Source organism: Actinomyces sp. ICM58 (assembly GCF_000283035.1).
Taxonomy (GTDB): domain Bacteria; phylum Actinomycetota; class Actinomycetes; order Actinomycetales; family Actinomycetaceae; genus Pauljensenia.
In genome coordinates this window covers 19,361-37,460 of record NZ_ALIY01000145.1, presented here as the reverse complement: position 1 = coordinate 37,460, position 18,100 = coordinate 19,361, and the positions used below count along the sequence as shown (strand labels likewise).

The window sequence follows — 18,100 nt, the reverse complement described above, 5'->3', positions numbered from 1 at the left end:
CACGCGAAGCCCCTCGGTGCGCCACAAGCGCCGGAACGTATCACGCCCTATGACAATGCCCTCGCTCTTGGCCCGCGCCCAGGCGCGTTTATAGCCCCAGCGTCGATGCGTGGCGGCAAAATCGTTCATCCACTGGCGCACAGGCGCATGATCACGCAGCGTTTTCGCCCCGCCCGCCGCGCGGGTGCGGCAATACGCTGACCGGGACAGCCCGGCAACGCGGCATGCAAGGCGCTGAGAAAACCCCTGACCAACCAGGTAGCTCACAGCTTCATGCCTGCGCGCCGGGCTTAGAAGTTTCCCTCCGCGAGCTCTCGCAGCGCTGCCTTCTCCAGCTCGGCTTGGCCTAGCAACTGTTTGAGGCGCGCGTTTTGCTCGCGCAACTCACGCAGTTCCTTGGCCTCACTACGACTCATCGACCCATAACGCTGGCGCCACCGGCACAACGTCGCCTCGCTGATACCCAGCACGCGGCAGGCCTGGGCCGTACTCATGCCCTCACCTCGCAGCGCCTCGGCTTTCTCCAGCTTTACGACAATCTGCTCAGGCGTGTGCTTCGAGAACTTCCTCATGGTCATCCATTCTGCCCGGCCACAAGCAGCCGGGACTACTCAGAACAACCCTCTCAAAACAAACGGTCCGAAAAACCCAGACCCCTCCACCCGAATCGCACGCCCAGTACTTTTTCGACCTCAAACCGCGAGTCGACTATACACGAAGCCTGTATAACCAGGCAGAGAAAGAGTTCGCCGATGCCCTCGATGTCATAAATCCCGAAGCCGATACGGAGTGGATTCGCAACGCGAAAGCATACGTCACATCATACTACATCCCCAGCTCTGATAATCCCGCCGCAACGAGTGTCGGCCCCGTCCAAGCATGGACCAGCGGATGGGCCACTGCATTGCGCGGTGGACGCAGCTATTATCACCGCGGAAACTACAGGCCTCCTGCGAACTTAGCAGATATGTCGTACTGGAAGAGGGTCACTGCAAAGGGGGACGTTTTTAACTGGAGTTGGTTTGGCATACACTCCGCTGCCGGCGAATCTCGACTTGCCGCCCCAATCAAAGTACTCAATAGGGTCGGCACGGTCGCAGGCCGAGTTTTCCCCATCGTAAACGGGACAATGACTGGGCTTGAGTCTCTCCGTTCCGACGACATTAATCATCCAGAAATGGGCGATGGTGAGAAGGTTGTTCGCGCGGCCATCAAAGGCACCTTTACTGCCGGCCTCGAATTAGGTGTTGGCAGTATCGGCGCGTCCGCAGGTGGACTCGTTGGCGTCTCTTTAGGCGGTCCCATCGGGGGCGTTATCGGGTTTGTTGGCGGTGGTTTGACTGGAGGATTCATTGGCAACGAGGCAGGCAAGCGCGTCGGCGATTCGCTCAACAAGTATGTCGTGCATCCTTTCGTCAAGTGGTGGAACAGCTAGGGGACCGCATGTGGTTTTCTGTTGCGGGAGCGGTTCTCGGCGCGCTCATTGTCCATGCGTGGTGGCTGGAGACGTACACTGATTCGCCGCTTGCCAGGTCGTGGCGGAGGATGTCGGCGTCCTGGTCCCCCACGCGCAAAGCACAGGCGATGCTGCGTCCCTGCACGGGGCTCATGCTTGTCTTCGGAGGGGTAGGTGTGGTCCTCGAGCAGGTCGGCGCACCGACACCGCTCCTTACCCTGTTCGCGTTCCTTGCCTTACTCTTCCTCGTTATTGGCGTGGTGTACCTGTTGCCCCTGCCGTTGCCTCGTTTCGCCGATGCACGCTATCAGTACTTGAAGCGCCACGGGTTGCTCGACGCGACGGGGCACCCGCTGCCCGACGAAGTCATTAATCACATTCTCGCTCAACGTGAAGGACACCCATTCTCATGACTTTTTCTTATCAGGCTCCCGATCGGTGGTCTCCGTTGCCGGAGGAGGTCTTCGCGGCTATCGCCCCGACTGACTCCCAGGAGGGCACGCGCGTGCTGGGCGGTGTGGCTGGCCCCGTCGACGCCACGCACAGCTTCGCGGCCACGATCTTGACCGTGGCTTCCACCATCCCTGACGATCAGGACGACGCGGTGGTCCTGGCCGACTCGGCGCGCCTGATCCGTGACACTATCGGCGGTTTCATCATGCTGGAGGACATGGCGTGGCCCGCCACCCCGAGCGGCGCTTACCTACGCACCGGCATCTACATTGAGGGCACGGTACCCATTACGATGTGCCAGTGGGCGTGGGTCCACCGCGCCCAGGGCGGCCAGCGCTTCCTCATCACGGCGACGGCCACGTCAACGACCGACCAGTTCCCCTTCGTCGCCGACGACATCGTCCAAATCATCCCCACCATTGAGGTCGCCCTATGAGCCCCAACGACTCTTTCCGCCCCACCCTGAGCCTGTCGATCGATCAGGCGACGGCTTTCCTACCCCTGGCCTCGCGCCACGTCCCCCGGGCCGAGCAGCTCGACACCGCGCGCGACCTGGGCCTGAGTACGACGCCAGCGGTCGACGAGAACGGGTTCAGCGAGACGGCACTGGCCCTGTGGGAATCCATGAACCAGGCAGATGCTGCCATGACGATGGCGTCCCTGACACCCACCCAGCCGACCCGCCGCAGCCTGCGGATCTGGCTGGGCCGCCCATACGCCACGGTCGCACGCGCGCAAGGGGAAAAGATACACGTGTACCGCATCGACACCGAGGAGATTCCCCACGTCGTTGCCGCGAACTCCCCGCTCGGCCCGCGCCCCGAGACCTTCGACGGGCCACCCTACCTGCCCACAGAGTTCCTCGACGCCGCCGAGGAGGGCAACCTGGACACCGCTCAAGCCATCTTGGAGCACCTGACCACCTTCGGCCCGGCCGATTCGCTCTTCTCCCACGCCTTGGTCAACGGCGACTGGGAGTACACCACGTGGACACGCGACAACATCACGCCCGACGGCGTGACCCCTTGGGCCGCCCTCAGCGTCCTGTCCACACCCGCGGGCTCCTACCTGGTCACCCCGACACAAGGCGAATCCTCCGACGAGGAAGCCACCATGGAGCCCGTCCTTCAAACCGTCCTATGGGGCCAACTCGCCCAACTCTTCACCCCCAACCAGGAGACACACAAATGAGCAACATCACATGGGATCACTTTGAGGTTCAACGCGCGGCGACAGACGCCGCCTATGCGTCGTTTGCCCTCAACGGCGTTTCTCTCAGTTCCCCCGCAACGGGAAGTAAGGCCCAGGCGACGCTCAACGAGAAAATGCAGGGCCTAAAACAGGCAATCGAGGATATGTCCGAAGCTGCGAATGCAATGAGCGCCGGCCTGAAAGCAGCTGACAAAGCCTTCGAAGACAATGAGCAGCAGTGCAAAGTAAAGATTACAAAGTCAGCGCGTTTTCTTGACAACAGCATGAAAGGTTGGGGTTAGGCTCGTGTTGTGTTGACACTTCGTTAAGCGGGCGCGAGTTCCTGCGGCCAGCGAGGCACCTGTTATGGCAACTCGTCGTCTTTTGACACCGGAGTATCGTCGTGATGTGGCGAGTCTGGTGTTGGATACAGGCTCGATGATCGCGTCTGTGGCCCGGGATTGAGGGCTGGGCGAATCGGTGGTGGGCCGGTGGGTAGCACTCGAGCGCGTGCTGCGTCAAGCCGTGCGTGAGGGTCGTCCTGATCCACGCGAGCTGGAAGCCGAGAACACGGCGCCCAGTCGGCGGGTTCGCGAAACGATCGCGCCGGCCCGTCAGAGCGGCTCATACAGACGCGACAAATGACAGCATCAATGCCACCCCTCGCCGAGTGGCTCAACGGGAAGTAGGTTGACGCATGTGGAGCGGAATCGGCAGCGTGGTGTTTGGCTACCTCCTAATTCATGCGTGGTGGTTCGAAACATACACGGACTCGCCGCTTGCCAGATCGTGGCGGAGGATGTCCGCGGCACGGTCCCCCACGCGCAGCGCTCAAGCAATACTGCGCCCCTGCGTCGGCCTCATGTTCTTCTTCGGAGGAATCGCTCTTCTTCTCGAACCAATTGGGGCCCCTGTCTTTATTGTGAGGGTTCTGCTCTTCATCGCTTTGTTAGCGCTTGTGGTCGGGGTCGTGTATTTGTTGCCGTTTCCTCTGCCTCGTTTTGCTGATCCGTATTATCAGTACTTGAAGCGTCACGGGTTGCTCGATGCGACGGGGCGCCCACTGCCAGACGAAGTCATTAATCGCATTCTCACCGAACGCGGCGGAGACACATTCTGATAACTGTTCTGTCAGGCCCCCGCATTCCTGCACAAGGCCGACGTCACCAAACCACAACAGGCCGCCGTGACAACGACGAACGGGCGCGCGGCCGGGAATCCCGGTGCCGCGCGCCCGCCTCGCTCAGGTGGAGGCCCGTCAGGCCACGTCGAGTGTCTTGGCGACGCCCGCCAGAACAGCGCCCACGATGACCAGCGCGACGCCGATGACGGTCCAGCGCAGCTCCTTGCGCGTGCGGGTCTCGTGGAGCCACAGGATACCCAGCGGCGTCGAGATCAGGATGCCGAGCTGGGAGAGCGTGAAGCCGGTGCCCGCCCCCAGGTTGTTGGAGTTGAGCTGAAGCAGCAGGATCGCGGTGCCCCACAGGACGCCGTTGAAGGTCGAGGGAACCATGCGGCGGTGACGCAGCGAGTCCTCGGGGGCCACGCCGCCACGGCCCTGGATCGCGAAGAAGATCGCGCAGTACACGGTGTAGCCGATCGCCTGAGGCAGCAGGAACTCGGCGGGCTGGATGCCAAACCACTTGATGATGAGCGGGAAGGCCACGAGGCCCAGCGTGGAGGTCGTCAGCAGAAAAGCGCCGCGCTTCCAGTCGAGGGAGGCCGCGTCGGAGCCGGACTCGGAGCGCGACAGGAACCAGATGCCAACGATCAGGACGATGATCGCGGCGATACCGTAGGGCAGCGCGCCGCCGTGGAGCCACTCGCCGAAGATCGCGATGCCCGCCAGGGACATGAGGACCAGCTGGCCGCCGGTGGACAGGGGCATCGTGCGGCTCATGCCCAGGACGGAGTATGAGCGCAGCTGATCGCACACGCCGACGCCGAGGAGCAGGCCGGTCAGGAAGGAGACGCCCAGGTTCAGCGGCGTCCACGCGGGGTGCAGGAAGGGGGTGGCGACGGCGGCCATGAGCAGGCCGCCGAGGACGGCGCCCATGACTCGCTGGCGGTCTGAGCCGCCGGTCTTGCCCATGAGCGTCGTGGCGACGCCAAAGAAGACAGAGGGCAGGATGCCGATAAGGATCGTGGACAGGGTCATGTGCGCACCTCCTGGGGTGGTCGCGGCCCCGATTGACGAGGCCGTGGTTATTTGCGTTGGTGGGTGCGGCAGGAGCGCCGCCACCTCTTCCACGCTAGTCGCCCCCTCCCCCACCCCCACAAACTCCGTCGCCGTTTTGGCGCCTGTTTCACATGCACGTCGTGAAGCCTTTCACCAGACCAGGCCCCGTCCATGATGCAGCGCACGCCCAGGTTTCGGAATCTGACACCGGTCCACGCAATGCGACCCGGGCCTCGTCCCTGGATGAGGAACGAGGCCCGGGAACGTTCACGGGGCGCCCGCCCCGCGCGAGTGGCTACTCCACCGTCACGGACTTGGCGAGGTTGCGCGGCTGGTCGACGTCCAGTCCCTTGACGGAGGCGAGTTCGCAGGCGAAGATCTGCAGCGGCACGACGGTCAGGAGCGGCGCGTACAGGGTCGGCACGGGGGGCACGCGGAAGACGACCTCGGCGAACTCATCGACGGAGGTGTCCCCTTCCTCGGCGACCACGATCGTGCGGGCGCCGCGGGCGCGGACCTCGGCGATGTTGGCCAGGACCTTGCCGTGCAGCTCGGGGCGGCGCGGGGTTGGCACGATGACGATGACGGGCTGCCCCTCGTCCACCAGGGCGATGGGGCCGTGCTTGAGCTCGCCGGCGGCGAAGCCCTCGGCGTGGATGTAGCAGATTTCCTTGAGTTTGAGGGCGCCCTCGAGGGCGACGGGGAAGCCGACGTGACGGCCCAGGTAGATGACGGAGGTCGCGTCTTGCATCGTGCGGGCGAACTGGCGGACCGTCTCGCCGCTGTCGAGGATGCGGGCGATGGCCTCGGGGACACGCGCGAGCTTGTCCATGTAGTCGGCGATCTCGTCGGCGTACTTGTTGCCGCGCACCTGCGCCAGGTACAGGCCCAGGATGTAGCAGGCGGTGACCTGCGCGGTGAAGGCCTTCGTGGAGGCGACCGCGATCTCGGGGCCCGCGTGGGTGAGGATGACGGCGTCGGACTCGCGCGAGATCGTCGAGCCGGGCGTGTTCACGATAGCGACGACTTTCGCGCCCTGCTCGCGGGCGTGGCGGATCGCCTGAATGGTGTCCATGGTTTCGCCGCTCTGCGAGATGGCGACGACCAGCGTCTTCTCGCCGACGACGGGGTCGCGGTAGCGGAACTCGCTGGAGAGTTCGACCTCGACGGGGATGCGGCACCAGTGCTCGATCGCGTAGCGGGCGACCTGGCCCGCGTAGGAGGCGGTGCCGCAGCCGATCATGATGACCTTGTCGACGGAGCGCAGGACGTGCTCGGGGATGCGCACCTCGTCGAGGGCCAGGTGGCCGTGGGAGTCGATGCGGTCGGCCAGGGTGGCACCCACGGCTTCGGGCTGCTCGTGGATTTCCTTCTCCATGTAGGTCGGCCAGCCGTTCTTGGTGGCGCGGTCGGCGGAGAAGTCGACCTCGTATTCCTTGGGAGCGACGGGCGTTCCGTCGGGGTCGATGACGGTCACGTCGGTCGCGGAGACGACGACGATCTGGTCCTGTCCGATCTCGACGGCACGGTTGGTGTGCTCGACGAAGGCCAGGACGTCGGAGCCCAGGAAGTTCTCGCCCTCGCCCAGGCCGACGACCAGCGGGGAGGATCGGCGGGCGGCGACGATAACGTTCGGGGACTGGTTGGAGACGACGAGGAGCGTAAAGGTACCATGCAGCTTGTCGGTGACCGCGCGCATGGCCGCAACCAGTCGGCGCGCCACCTCCTCGTCGGTGCCGCTCAGTCCGGCGACCGCGCCAGTGTACGAGGCCGGGGCTGCCTCATCGTAGGCGCGCGCCAGCAGGTGGACGACCACCTCGGTGTCGGTCTCGGAGGCGAAGGTCTCGCCGTCGGCGACGAGGGCGGCACGCAGGGTGTCCGCGTTTTCGATGATGCCGTTGTGAACGAGCGAGAAGCGGCCGTCCGGGCTCGTGTGAGGGTGAGCGTTCGCGACCGTGGGGCGCCCGTGGGTGGCCCAGCGGGTGTGTCCGATGCCGGCGTAGGCGTCGGCGGGGCTGTCCGCGTCGACTTCTTCGACGAGGTTGACGAGCTTACCGACCGCGCGGCGCACGTACAGGCCCTCGTCCGAGGCCAGGGCGATGCCCGCCGAGTCGTAGCCGCGGTACTCCAGGCGCGCCAGACCACCGAGGATCACCTCCCGACTGCGCTGAGAAGCCTTGCATCCGATGTGTCCAACAATTCCGCACATGGTACTAATTCCAGCACACCCACCCCCGCCCGCGGTACCCAACGTGTGTCGCTTCACGTGGTTGCTCGCATCGTGGGCGGCGGTTCCGCGCGAGGCTGAGACGGTCGGACGCGGGAGGCGTAGCCCACAGCGACGGGCACTCACGCTCGGGGCCGACGTGCGGGGCCGACGTGCGCGGCCCATGATAGGGAGGGACACACCCGTCAAAGACGGCAGACACCCGCGCGCGACAACAAAGGAACGGTCGCGCGCCCGCGGTGACTAGCTCATACTTGACTACGACCCAAACAGCGGATAGCATGACCGCACGGTAGACGCTACGAAGGAGACGCGATCTTGGACAACAGTCTGCGTGAGGCTATCAAAGAATCGTTGGAGATCAACGCATATTTTGAGCGGCTGCGGGATAACGCCCCGGAACAGGTGTTCGGCACATCCGACGACGAGCTCGTCGAGGTAACAATCGACCGGAATGGCAAGCTGGTCGACTGCCGCATCGCCGAGGACTGGGCACGCTCCCTGGAACCCGAGGAACTGGAGACGGCCCTCAATGACGCACTTACGAACGCACAGGCCTTCCGCGTCGAGGCTGCGGAGGAAGAAATCGAGCGAAAGGGCTTGACCGATCCCGAGGTAAGCGATGATGACATCACCGATTTTATCGACGCACAAGAACAAGAGCTGCAGAACCGATCGAGTTTCTACCTTCCGCGCGAGAGCGATCTGGTAATCGAGGACATCCTTGCGCTCGCCGACAAGGCACTCGCCAATGAGCACAAGGAGCCCACGGTCAACACCGTGCAGGTCACCTGCACGTTTGATCTCGTATCAAAAATTTCGCTCAACTACAACTGGGCCGAGCGCCGCGGCGGTTCCATGATCGCGCGAGCGATCATGCTTGCATCCAGCGACAGTCAGCAACCCCCCGCAGACCCCGCTCGCAACCTGCTGGCGGAATCGCTCGGCCTTCTCTCGAAATGGAGTAAGTAAATGGCACTTTCACTTCAAGCTACCGTCGAAAAGCTTCGCGAGGAAAGCGCGCTCTGGGAATCACAGAGCGATCCTCTTTCAGGCACAGCTAGCTCCGTCGATTCTTTGACGATCACAGGTATTGACGCTGGAATTTTTGCAGGCATTATGAATGCCTACAACAAGCACTGCACAACGATCTCGTCTCTCGTTCGCCAGGGCGCTGGGGAGGCTCAGGAAGCAGCTGATTCAATCGACCGTTCAGCTACGGCTTACGAGAATAACGAAGCAGAATCCACCGAGATTATCTCAAATACATTTGACAGGTGATTTTTCATGGCCAAATTCGTCGACGCACTTTTCGATGAGATCATTCGGAAGCTTGAGAGTGTTTTTAAGGCACTCGAGAAGATGATCCGCGGTCTTCAGGATACCATCAATGGAATTCTCTCTTTCGCGAAGAAAGTACTCACATGGGTTATCGAAAAGATCGAAAGCCTCCTCAATAAAATCTATGCAGCCTGGGATAAGCTCGTGGATTACTACAACAAGGTTATCCGTGTCATTTCGGCACCGAAGACACTTCACGAGCGTTCCCTCAGCTGGCTTTCCGACGTCAAGGTGCCGATGAGCAACTACGCGACGGCCATCGGTACTGACCACCTCCTCAGGTCTCGGCACTGGGGTGGAGATGCTGGGGACGCGTACCGCGACTCGGTCGCAGACCAGTCACAAGCCGGCTCACAGATGGCCACAGTTGCGGATAAGACATCAGATATCCTTGAACAATGCGCAGAGGCAGGCAATGTGCTTTACGCGGCAATTCTTGCTGCTGTCATTGAGTTCCAGGTCGGCGCTGCTGCTGCAGCGGTTGAATCAGCCACCGTTGTCGGTATCCCTGTCGCTCTTGCAACCATTCTGGCCGTTGCAGTAGTAGCAGCAACGGCAATTGCCACAGCAATCAACGCCTTCACCGCCTTCTCGAACTCTATCAGTGCAGGTAACCGAGGCTTCGTGCAGGCCATGACCGAATACACTTTTGGTAACAAGTGGCCGTCGGCAACAAAGTACAACGCATAGCTTTCACTCATTCCCATGCACCCCGCTCGCGGGCGCATTGCGACATGAGTGCGATCGGTGGGGGCCAGGCGTATAGACGCCTGGCCCCCACCGTGGACACGCATCGCACACCTAGCCCCCGGTGAGGGACAATATTCCCGTGAGCACCACTGACGCTTCCTCGCCCAGCCCGGCCACGACCTCGTCGGGAAGGATCCCGAACGTGGGCTGGCGGGCCAACCCCAGCCCCTACGCGCGCTTCGACCGCTGCGCGTGGGACCGGCTCACGGACCGTACTCCCCTGCCGCTCACGCAGGACGACATCGACCAGATCGCCTCCCTAGGCGACCCGATCGACATGACCGAAGTCGACACGATCTACCGGCCCCTCTCCGCCCTCCTGCAGCTCTACATCGACGGGCGCAGGCGCATCTCCGCGGAACGTCGCGCATTCCTGGGCGAACCCGACGCGTACTCCACCCCCTTCGTCATCGGCATCGCAGGGTCGGTGGCCGTCGGCAAGTCCACCGTCGCGCGCCTCCTCCAGCTCCTCCTCTCACGCTGGGACTCCACGCCCCGCGTCGACCTGGTGACCACCGACGGCTTCCTCTACCCCAACCGAATCCTTCAGGAACGCTCCCTCATCGCCCGCAAGGGCTTCCCCGAGTCCTACGACCGCACGGCCCTGATCTCCTTCCTCGCCGCCGTCAAAGCCGGAAACCCCCACGCAAAAGCCCCCGTCTACTCACACGTCACCTACGACATCGTGCCGGGCGCCTACGTCGACGTGGACCGCCCCGACATCCTCATCGTCGAGGGCCTCAACGTGCTCCAACCCCCGCGTTCCGCGCCCGGTTCCATCTCCGTCGCCGTCTCCGACTACTTCGACTTCTCCATCTACGTCGACGCCGACGAGACACACATCGAGCAGTGGTACGTCGACCGCTTCCTGAAACTGCGCGCGACTGCCTTCTCCCGCGAAGACTCATTTTTCAAGACCTACGCCTCCCTGACCGACACCGAGGCCGTCTCCACCGCGCACGTGGTGTGGAACGCGATCAACCTGCCGAACCTGCGCGAAAACATCCAGCCCACCCGCGAGCGCGCCACGCTCATCTTCACCAAGGGCGCCGACCACCGCGTCGAATCCCTCGCGATTCGCAAGGACTAGCCCCCAACGCGCGCCCCACGTCGGCGCGTCTACACCCCTCGCGCTCTGTGCCCCTCCTCCCCCGCGCCGGCGCCCCTGCCCCCTCCCGCTCTGCGTACAGCCGCCCCAACGCGGACGAGGCCGCAGCCGGAACGCCCGGCCACGACCTCGTCGCTGGTGTTGAACTAACTACCCGATCCACGCGCCCGAGGGCGCGAAGTGGTACCACGTCCAGCCGATGAGCTCCCAGCCGGTGGCCATGGAGCCGCTGGCGCGCAGGTAGAACCACGTGGGCCCGTCCTGGTACCAGCCGGTTGTCATCGCACCGCTGGCCCCGAAGTGGTACCAGGTGCCGCCCAGGTGCTGCCATCCAGTGGTCATCGAGCCCGAGGGCGTCAGGTAGTACCAGGCACCACCGTCCTTGAGCCAGCCGGTGCGCATGACGCCGCCGGAGGTCATGTAGTACCACTGGCCGTCGATCTGCGTCCATCCGGTCGCCATCGCGCCGGTCGCCGGGTCAAGGTAGTACCAGTTGCCGTGCTCCATCATCCAGCCGTACTGCTGAGCGCCGGAAGGCCCGTGGTAGTACCAGTGTCCGGATTCGTAGACCCAGCCCATCTTCAGGTAGCCGCTCGCGTCGAAGCGGTAGGTCTGCCCGTCGATGACGAGGGTCTCGTTCGCCGCGTAGGTGCCGTCAGAGTAGGAGTACCACCATCCGAAGTAGCCGGACTTCCACTGACCTGTGCGAGGCTGGGGCGTGGGATCCGGGGTCGGGTCCGGGGTGGGAGCCGGCTCCGGCGTGGGGTCGACGGTCGGGTCCGGCGCGGGTGTCGGGTCCGGCGTGGGGGTCGGCTCGTCGACCGTCACCCAGTACAGGAAGCGCGAGTCGCCGCCGCCGACGGCGTGGAGGACGACTTGGGAGGTCTCACCCTCGCCGAGCTCGACTTCCTGCGTCGTCTTGTCCGCGGGGTTGACGAGCATCAGGTGCGCGCCCTCGCTCGGCTTCTTGACAGTCAGGGTGATGTCCTGGGCGGTCTCGGCCAGCGAACCGTTGTCGGTGCGCGGGTCGAGGAGGACCGACGGGTAGCGGGTCTGGCCGGTCAGGGCGTTGACGACCATGAAGCCCGTGGGGGCGGTCGTCGAATCACCGAAGATCTCGGCGGATTTGACGCTGTCCAGTCCGGCCAGCTGCTCGAAGTAGCCGACGACGACATCGCCGGGCAGGCCGTCGTTGACGGAGCCGACGTTGGTTACCGACATGTCGACCAGGCCGACGGCGGCGTTAGCGGCCATGGCCTCGTCGCCGGTGGCGAAGTTGCCGTACTTGTAGCCGCTCAGCGTCGGAGTCTCGGAACGTGCCGCGTACTGTCCGGGTTTGTAGGCGACGAACGTGGAGTTCATGGCCTTCGTGTAGTTACCGATGTAGGAGACGTTGCCGAAGATGTTGGAGAACTCGTAGAAGGAGCGCGTCGGCGCGCCATCGTGATCGATGATGGAGGAGCGGTCGTAGCCGTTGTACTCCATGCGGAACAGGCCGAACCACTTCTGGCCGGTCGCCAGGCCCAGGGAGGGCACGATCGATTTCTCGGAGGCCGACACGTTCGCATCCCAGTTGTAGTCCAGGTACTGGCCGTACAGGATCGGGCTGGAGCCGTCGCCGGTCAGGCCCTTGAGGCCGTACTCGCGCTGCTTCTTCCACGTGTTGGTGTTCAGCAGGTTCGTGACAACCTGCTGGGGAGCCGGTCCGCCGTTGGCGCCCCAGTAGTACTTGTCCCAGCTGAGCAGGTCGGGCTTGGCGTTCTCGACGTAGTAGCTCAGGTTGGCGTCGCGGTACCAGGACGGGTCGTCCCAGGAGTTGGCGTGGACGACGGCGCCGGGGATGTTCTGCTTGGACCAGGCGAACCAGTTCTTGAAGCACTCGGATTCGCCGCGGTTGAAGCCGCCCTCGTCGCCGTACTGGATGTCAACGAGCGTGGAGGCGTAGGGCGACATGTACTCGTTCATGAAGTTGTGGGGCTCGCCGGCGTTGCACATGCTGTTCTTGCCGGTGGGTGCCTTCGCGAGCGCCCACGGCGTGCCCTTGCCCAGGGACTCCATCATGGGGGTGTTGAACATGGGCAGGTCGTAGAACATGGGGAACGCGCCGCCCGTCAGGTCGCGCTCCGCGGCGTCGAAGCCGCCGCGGCCGTAGCCCTCGGAGGGGACCCACGCGGGCATCATGACGCCGTACTGGAGGGCGAGAGCCTGGGCGCGGTTGACGCCCCACTTGCCGTCCCCGGGATCGAAGCCGGAGTAGCGCTCGTACATGGAGTTGTCGACCGCGGGTGCGACGGGGGTCTGGCCTGCGGGCAGGCCCCACACCTCGAGGTCGTTGAAGGTGACGGCGGTGGCGATGTTCTGGGGGGTCTGGGGTTCGGTCTCGTCGTTCATCCAGATGCGGATATTCTTGGCGAGGTGGTAGGCGTTGAAGTCCCAGTACCACAGGCCACGCGCGTCGCGCGTGAGCGAGGCGTGGGTGACGATGGTTGTCCATTCGCCGCCGTCTGCTTCCTGGACCGCGATGGCCACGGAGTTACCGCCGTGCCACGACTGGGCGCCGGCGGGCAGGGTGGGGGTGCCCCAGCCGTTGACGCGGTGCACGTAGCGGGCCTCGCCGAGGTGCAGTTCGATGCCGGTGACTCCCTCGGACCAGTCGGAGGCGCGCACGAGCGGGTTCGAGGTCCATGTTGTCTTGGGATCGAGGTCGGTCAGGGCCGCGTTCTCGGCCTCGCTCGCGCCGTTCGCCGAGGCCGTGGCGGGCACCAGCACGTTGCCGCGGAAGTCGGTGTCCACCTTGGTGATGTTGACGACGTAGGTGGCTTCCTTGCCGTCCTTGGACACGTGCGCGGTGATGACGTTCAGGCCGGTGGTGAGGTCGAGGTTGGTCACTCGCCCGTCGGCGTCGGGGGTCGCGCCGTTGATGGTGACGGTGGCTCCGTCGACTGCGCGGAGGCGGGCCGAGACGGTGGTTGCGTGGTAGTAGCCGGTCGCCGTGTAGGTGTGGGTGCCAGGGGCGAAGTCCACGGGCTTTCCGGGTTCGCCGTAGGGGAGCTGGTCGATGACGAAGTCCAGGACCAGGTCTGATGCGCCGGAGCCCTGCTCGGGAGCGTCGGGGTGGGGCACGACCGGTCGGACCGCGTCGGTGCCGCCGCCGCCCTCATTGTTGCCGTAGGAGGTGATCGCGTTGCCCTGCGCGTCGCAGGGCAGGAGCTTGATGTCGGACAGGGCCATGTCGGACTTGCCGGGCGCGAGGGAGCGCAGGCCGGCCAGGGCGATGACGCGCTTCGTGGTCGCCGGGAAGGTGACGTACTGTTCCTTGTTGCCGAATTGGAGGTCGCTTCCGTGTGCGACCTCGGTGCCGCCGTCCCAGGTTCCGGCCGCGACCTTGGTCTTCCAGTCGTCGAAGGAGGCCTCAGCGGCGGGGTTCCCGGGGTCTTCATCGAAGGCGAAGACACGGTATTCTCCGGGGAATTGGTCGTTTCCGAGGGTGGAGTCGTAGGTGGGACGCGGGGTCAGGCCGAGGCCGCAGACCTGCGTGCCGGGCGTGGGGTTTTGAACGGCGAGGGCGTGGGGGTAGGGGTCGAGGCCTCCCTTCCACTTGGTGGTCCAGAAGGTCTTGGTGGCGTCCGTGCGGGTGGTGTCGTCATCGACGAGCGCTGCGATGGTGCCGTTGGGGGCGCCTTCGCCGACCTTCTCTTCGGAGGTCGCCCACAGGACGGTCGGGTGATAGGGGGTGTCGGTGGCTGCGATGGCCGCCGCGGGCGTCAGCCCGAGCATGGTGGCCGCAAGAATCGGGGCGCCGAGGGCTCCGATGATGGGTCTTGTCCCCATGAGTGTAACTCCTTCGTCAGTATGGGGTTAATGGCCGGGATCCCTCGTTTGTCGAAGGGGATCCCACATTACCTAACACGTGTTAGTTTTTTGTGAGACGACCTCCTTTTGATAGCGAAATGTCCTCGCGGGTGACGCTCACCCGCGAGGACACTCTCAGAACTTCAGTCCGCCATCCTCGATACCGCGGAAGAAGAACTTCTGACTAAACATAAAGACCAGGACGACGGGAACCATCGCCACGACGGCGCCGGCCAGGACCAGCTGGTAGGTGACACCCTGGGGCGAGTTCTGGATCGCCGTCAGCGTGAGCATGAGCGTCTGCTTGTCCGGGTCGGGCAGCATGAGCAGCGGGAAAATGAAGTCGGACCAGGCCCCGATGAAGGAGGTGAGGCCGACAACCGTCAGGGTGCCTCGTACCTGGGGCAGGAAGATCGACCAGAAGCGGCGCAGCTCCCCCGCCCCATCGATGAGGGCGGCGTCCTCGATCTCGTCGGGAATACCCATGAACGCGGCGCGCATCATGAGGATCTGGAAGGGGCCGATCATGGCGACCATCCAGACGCCGGGCAGCGTGTTGTACAGGTCCAGCTGCACCATCATCTTGAACAGCGAGAGCATGATCGACTCGAAGGGGAAGATCATGGCGGAGAGCACCACGAAGTACATGATGTTGCGTCCGGTCCAGCCGCGCCGAGAGAGCATGTAGCCGCCGACGCACGACAGGACCACGTTCGAGGCCACGGTCAGGGCCGCGATGATCGCGGAGTTCCTGATCGCCCCCAGAATGTTGGTTCGCTCAAAGAGCACGGAGAAGGACTCGAGCGACCACTGCTGGGGCAGGATGGTCGAGCCCTGACCGAAGACGGATTCGCCGGGTGCCTTGAAGGCCGCCATGAGGGGCAGCACGAGGGGGCCGACCAGGATGATCGCGACGACGACCAGGAGGACGTAGCGGGCCACCAGGGCTCCGCCGCGCATCTGGCGCGAGGCGACGTTGCGCCCTTGGCGCTCCAGGCGGCGCTGCTTGCGCCACTGGGCGAAGCGCTCCCCGAAGGAGGCGGCAGTGGTGTGGGATGCGGTGCTCATGAGTCTTCAGCCTTCCTCTGCAGGCTCTGGGAGGCGATGATGAAGCCGAAGGTGATGAGGAACAGGCACACCGAGGCGGCGTCACCCTGGCCGAGGGAGCCGAAGGTCGGGTCGACGATGCGGTCTCGGATGTACATCGTCAGGGTCTTGGTGGGCGAGGCCGAGCCGCCCAGCAGGTAGACCTCGGTGAAAATTTTCAGACAGCCGATCGTGGTGAGCGTGGCGACGAGGAACATCATGACCTTGACGCCCGGGACGGTCACGGTCAGGAAGCGACGGATCGGGCCGGCACCGTCGAGCTCGGCAGCCTCGTACAGGGATTTATCGACGTTGGCCAGGGCGGACAAGTACAGGATCATGTAGTAGGGCAGGCCCTGCCACAGCGTGATGATCATGGCGCACAACAGGATGAGCCACTGATTCGACAGGAAGGGGATCGCGTCCAGCCCCCACGAGGTCAATAGGTTGTTGACGGGTCCGCGCTGATCGAGGAGATAGCGCCAGGCCAGGGAGATGACGACCAGCGAGGAGATGGCCGGCAGGTAGTAGAGGGCGCGGAAGAAGCCGATGCCGGGGACATGCGACTTGACGAGGAGGGCCAGCAGCAGGGGCAGCAGCACCATAAGAGGGACGACGCAGATGGCGTACAGGAGCGAGTTCGTCAGCGCCTGCCAGAACTCTGGGTCTCCCAGGACCGCGGTGTAGTTGTCGATGCCGATGAAGCGACCGGTGCGGCCCATCGGCTTCGTCTTCGTGAACGACACGTAGACGGTCGTGATGAAGGGGTAGATGTAGAACGAAACGATGGCGAGGACCGGCAGGGTGACCCACAGCCAGGGAACCCAGGCGGGGCGGAATCGGGCGGCGCCATTGAGGGAGCGCTTCGGTGCGCTCTTACGTGTCGGCATACCAAAATCCTTTGTGAGAATGGCGCGTGACCGTGAGCCGGCGGCCCTGCGCTGGGCGAGGGATGCCTCGGGGGCCGAGGCCTGGCCTCGGCCCCCGAGCATTCAATCAGTCTCCGAGAGCCTTGAGCTTCTCGTTCATCTGATCCTGTGCGGTCTTGAGGGCCGTCTTGGGATCAACCTCGCCGCGGATGGCCTTGTTGACGTTTTCGACGAGGGCGTCCTTCACGGCGCCGGTCGCGTAGAAGACGTCGGTGTAGGCCTCGGCGTCCTTGGCAGCCTTGGCGGCTTCCTCGTAGGCAGCCTTGAAGACCGGGTCGTCAGCGATCTCCGGCGGGTTGTTGACGAGCTTGTCGAGGGCCTCGGTGGCAGCGGGGAAGATAATCGCGCCGCCGTCATGCGTCCAGGCGTACTCGTTCTCAGCGTTGGTGATCCACTCGGCGAACTTCATGGCCAGGGGGGCGTTCTTGGTCGTGACCGAGACGCCGATGTACTGACCCTCGAAGACGGGCTTCACGCCGGGGTTGGTCGGGAAGGGGCCGACGCCGGTGTTCTCGTAGACGGTCGCGTTGTTGTTCTTGACCGACTTGAGGAAGGAGGCGTTGGGAGTACCGAAAGCGAGGTTGCCGTCGGTGTAGGCCTTGCCCGGGTCGGGCTCGCCGGTCAGCGAGTCCTTCGGGATCGCGCCGGAGGCGTAGAGCTCAGACAGGCGCGTCACGTAGTTGATGGCAGCCTCGTTGTCCGCGAAGTCGAAGGCGGTCTTGTCGCTGTTGAGCAGGTTGACGCCCATGCCGTGCAGCTGAGCGATCATGTACCACTCGGGAGAGCCGTAGATGCCGTAGTCGCCCTGTCCGTCGGCGCCCACCTTGGCGGCGGCGTCGAAGAGCTCATCCATGGTCTTGGGCGGCATGTTCTCATCGAGTCCGGCGCGCTTGAACACCTCCTTGTTGTAGGTGGTGATGTAGGGGCCGAAGTACCAGGGCAGGGCCGTGTGGTGGTCACCCGCACCCAGGGCGGTGGAGTCCCAAATGGACGGAACGAACTTGTCGCCGATGCCGGGGGCCTTGACGTCGTAGTCCATGAGGAGGTTGGACTTGGACAGGGCGAGGATCGTGGAAGAGGGGACGTTGACGACGTCCGCCATCTTGCAGTTCGAGGCCTGGGCCGTGATGGTCTGGTCGAACTCGGCGCCGCCGCCCTGGTCGGTCCAGTTGATCGTCACGCCGGGGTTGGCGTCCTCGAATTCCTTGATCTTGGCCTTGAAGAAGTCGCCGAAGTCATTCTGCAGGCCCTGGGTCTGGAAGGTGATTTCACCTTCGACCTTCGAGGTGTCGATCTTCGAGTCGTCGATGTTGCCCGCGGGAACGTCGCAGGAGACGTCGGGCTCGGGGATGGAGCCGGAAGCGGATCCGCCGCCGGCGTTGGTGCTGTCGCCAGAGCCGCCACCGTTGCAGGCGGCCAGGCCGAGGGTGCTGAACATGGCCAGGGCAACAACGCCCGCCGCCATCTTCTTCTTCAACATGCGAAACCTCCGTTGGTCCGTATTTGCTGGTCGATCGATGGGATCGAG

Annotated in this window: 17 protein-coding genes and 1 pseudogene; 10 read left to right on the top strand and 8 right to left on the bottom strand. The window is 64.0% G+C overall.

Annotated elements, in window-relative coordinates; translation table 11 throughout:
- Together HMPREF1138_RS11500 and HMPREF1138_RS06985 are read right to left on the bottom strand one after the other, a co-directional pair.
- A pseudogene (locus HMPREF1138_RS11500) lies at positions 1-267 on the bottom strand (hypothetical protein); the annotation flags it as partial.
- A 23-nt stretch (positions 268-290) separates the two neighbouring features.
- A complete protein-coding gene (locus HMPREF1138_RS06985; protein ID WP_039936468.1) occupies positions 291-572 on the bottom strand; it encodes a transposase in 282 nt (93 codons plus the stop codon).
- A gap of 557 nt (positions 573-1,129) precedes the next feature.
- On the opposite strand from HMPREF1138_RS06985, the gene HMPREF1138_RS11120 reads away from it, so the two are divergent.
- From HMPREF1138_RS11120 to HMPREF1138_RS11110, 6 genes are all read left to right on the top strand, one after another.
- A complete protein-coding gene (locus HMPREF1138_RS11120; protein ID WP_155887149.1) occupies positions 1,130-1,435 on the top strand; it encodes a hypothetical protein in 306 nt (101 codons plus the stop codon).
- Between the two features lie 197 nt (positions 1,436-1,632).
- Positions 1,633-1,869: a hypothetical protein gene (locus HMPREF1138_RS11115; RefSeq protein ID WP_009057956.1), complete on the top strand. Its 237-nt coding sequence runs from the start codon at positions 1,633-1,635 to the stop codon at positions 1,867-1,869.
- The gene (locus HMPREF1138_RS06975) at positions 1,866-2,345 is read left to right on the top strand and encodes a hypothetical protein (RefSeq protein ID WP_009057973.1); all 480 of its coding nucleotides are present in this window, start codon (positions 1,866-1,868) and stop codon (positions 2,343-2,345) included. Before HMPREF1138_RS11115 ends, HMPREF1138_RS06975 begins: the two co-directional genes overlap by 4 nt.
- Positions 2,342-3,100, top strand: a complete 759-nt coding sequence (locus HMPREF1138_RS10500; protein ID WP_009057962.1) for a hypothetical protein — start codon at positions 2,342-2,344, stop codon at positions 3,098-3,100. Before HMPREF1138_RS06975 ends, HMPREF1138_RS10500 begins: the two co-directional genes overlap by 4 nt.
- Positions 3,097-3,402, top strand: coding sequence for a hypothetical protein (locus HMPREF1138_RS06965; RefSeq protein ID WP_009057972.1), 306 nt, complete (start codon positions 3,097-3,099; stop codon positions 3,400-3,402). The genes HMPREF1138_RS10500 and HMPREF1138_RS06965 overlap by 4 nt, the downstream gene beginning before the upstream one ends.
- A 560-nt stretch (positions 3,403-3,962) precedes the next feature.
- A complete protein-coding gene (locus tag HMPREF1138_RS11110) occupies positions 3,963-4,220 on the top strand; it encodes a hypothetical protein (RefSeq protein WP_155887148.1) in 258 nt (85 codons plus the stop codon).
- Between the two features lie 138 nt (positions 4,221-4,358).
- On the opposite strand, the gene HMPREF1138_RS06955 is transcribed toward HMPREF1138_RS11110, so the two are convergent.
- Positions 4,359-5,258: a GRP family sugar transporter gene (locus HMPREF1138_RS06955; RefSeq protein ID WP_009057964.1), complete on the bottom strand. Its 900-nt coding sequence runs from the start codon at positions 5,256-5,258 to the stop codon at positions 4,359-4,361.
- A gap of 316 nt (positions 5,259-5,574) precedes the next feature.
- Positions 5,575-7,488: a glutamine--fructose-6-phosphate transaminase (isomerizing) gene (gene glmS / locus HMPREF1138_RS06950; RefSeq protein WP_009057954.1), complete on the bottom strand. Its 1,914-nt coding sequence runs from the start codon at positions 7,486-7,488 to the stop codon at positions 5,575-5,577.
- A gap of 336 nt (positions 7,489-7,824) precedes the next feature.
- Here glmS and HMPREF1138_RS06945 point away from each other — a divergent pair, with 336 nt between their 5' ends.
- The 4 genes from HMPREF1138_RS06945 (at position 7,825) to coaA (ending at position 10,687) form a co-directional block, all read left to right on the top strand.
- On the top strand, positions 7,825-8,478 hold the full coding sequence (locus tag HMPREF1138_RS06945; RefSeq protein WP_009057949.1) for a YbaB/EbfC family nucleoid-associated protein: 654 nt from the start codon (positions 7,825-7,827) through the stop codon (positions 8,476-8,478).
- Positions 8,479-8,787 carry a hypothetical protein gene (locus HMPREF1138_RS11105; RefSeq protein ID WP_155887147.1) on the top strand — a complete coding sequence of 103 codons (309 nt, stop codon included), beginning with the start codon at positions 8,479-8,481 and terminating at the stop codon, positions 8,785-8,787.
- 6 nt (positions 8,788-8,793) lie between these two features.
- Positions 8,794-9,537: a hypothetical protein gene (locus tag HMPREF1138_RS06940; protein ID WP_009057971.1), complete on the top strand. Its 744-nt coding sequence runs from the start codon at positions 8,794-8,796 to the stop codon at positions 9,535-9,537.
- Positions 9,538-9,730: 193 nt separating this feature from the next.
- Positions 9,731-10,687, top strand: a complete 957-nt coding sequence (coaA, locus tag HMPREF1138_RS06935; RefSeq protein ID WP_238318621.1) for a type I pantothenate kinase — start codon at positions 9,731-9,733, stop codon at positions 10,685-10,687.
- A 168-nt stretch (positions 10,688-10,855) separates the two neighbouring features.
- Here the strand turns inward: coaA and HMPREF1138_RS06930 are convergent, their stop codons facing one another.
- The 4 genes from HMPREF1138_RS06930 to HMPREF1138_RS06915 form a co-directional block, all read right to left on the bottom strand.
- Entirely contained in the window at positions 10,856-14,536 is a 3,681-nt protein-coding gene (locus tag HMPREF1138_RS06930; protein WP_009057947.1) for a cadherin-like beta sandwich domain-containing protein, read from the bottom strand.
- Between the two features lie 156 nt (positions 14,537-14,692).
- Positions 14,693-15,625 (bottom strand): carbohydrate ABC transporter permease, encoded by a 933-nt coding sequence (locus HMPREF1138_RS06925; RefSeq protein ID WP_009057974.1) that lies wholly within the window; start codon positions 15,623-15,625, stop codon positions 14,693-14,695.
- Positions 15,622-16,533: a carbohydrate ABC transporter permease gene (locus tag HMPREF1138_RS06920; RefSeq protein ID WP_009057959.1), complete on the bottom strand. Its 912-nt coding sequence runs from the start codon at positions 16,531-16,533 to the stop codon at positions 15,622-15,624. The genes HMPREF1138_RS06925 and HMPREF1138_RS06920 overlap by 4 nt, the downstream gene beginning before the upstream one ends.
- 106 nt (positions 16,534-16,639) lie before the next feature.
- Positions 16,640-18,052: an extracellular solute-binding protein gene (locus HMPREF1138_RS06915; protein WP_009057978.1), complete on the bottom strand. Its 1,413-nt coding sequence runs from the start codon at positions 18,050-18,052 to the stop codon at positions 16,640-16,642.
- Between the last annotated feature and the right edge of the window lie 48 nt (positions 18,053-18,100).

Bases quoted from the DNA above. Each gene is read 5' to 3' on its own strand.
- HMPREF1138_RS10500 (WP_009057962.1), top strand. From the start codon at position 2,342: ATGAGCCCCAACGACTCTTTCCGCCCCACCCTGAGCCTGTCGATCGAT.
- HMPREF1138_RS11110 (WP_155887148.1), top strand. From the start codon at position 3,963: ATGTTCTTCTTCGGAGGAATCGCTCTTCTTCTCGAACCAATTGGGGCC.
- HMPREF1138_RS06955 (WP_009057964.1), bottom strand. From the start codon at position 5,258: ATGACCCTGTCCACGATCCTTATCGGCATCCTGCCCTCTGTCTTCTTT.
- HMPREF1138_RS06975 (WP_009057973.1), top strand. From the start codon at position 1,866: ATGACTTTTTCTTATCAGGCTCCCGATCGGTGGTCTCCGTTGCCGGAG.
- HMPREF1138_RS06965 (WP_009057972.1), top strand. From the start codon at position 3,097: ATGAGCAACATCACATGGGATCACTTTGAGGTTCAACGCGCGGCGACA.
- HMPREF1138_RS06940 (WP_009057971.1), top strand. From the start codon at position 8,794: ATGGCCAAATTCGTCGACGCACTTTTCGATGAGATCATTCGGAAGCTT.
- HMPREF1138_RS06920 (WP_009057959.1), bottom strand. From the start codon at position 16,533: ATGCCGACACGTAAGAGCGCACCGAAGCGCTCCCTCAATGGCGCCGCC.
- HMPREF1138_RS06915 (WP_009057978.1), bottom strand. From the start codon at position 18,052: ATGTTGAAGAAGAAGATGGCGGCGGGCGTTGTTGCCCTGGCCATGTTC.
- HMPREF1138_RS06985 (WP_039936468.1), bottom strand. From the start codon at position 572: ATGAGGAAGTTCTCGAAGCACACGCCTGAGCAGATTGTCGTAAAGCTG.
- HMPREF1138_RS06925 (WP_009057974.1), bottom strand. From the start codon at position 15,625: ATGAGCACCGCATCCCACACCACTGCCGCCTCCTTCGGGGAGCGCTTC.
- glmS (WP_009057954.1), bottom strand. From the start codon at position 7,488: ATGTGCGGAATTGTTGGACACATCGGATGCAAGGCTTCTCAGCGCAGT.
- HMPREF1138_RS11120 (WP_155887149.1), top strand. From the start codon at position 1,130: ATGACTGGGCTTGAGTCTCTCCGTTCCGACGACATTAATCATCCAGAA.
- HMPREF1138_RS06930 (WP_009057947.1), bottom strand. From the start codon at position 14,536: ATGGGGACAAGACCCATCATCGGAGCCCTCGGCGCCCCGATTCTTGCG.
- HMPREF1138_RS11105 (WP_155887147.1), top strand. From the start codon at position 8,479: ATGGCACTTTCACTTCAAGCTACCGTCGAAAAGCTTCGCGAGGAAAGC.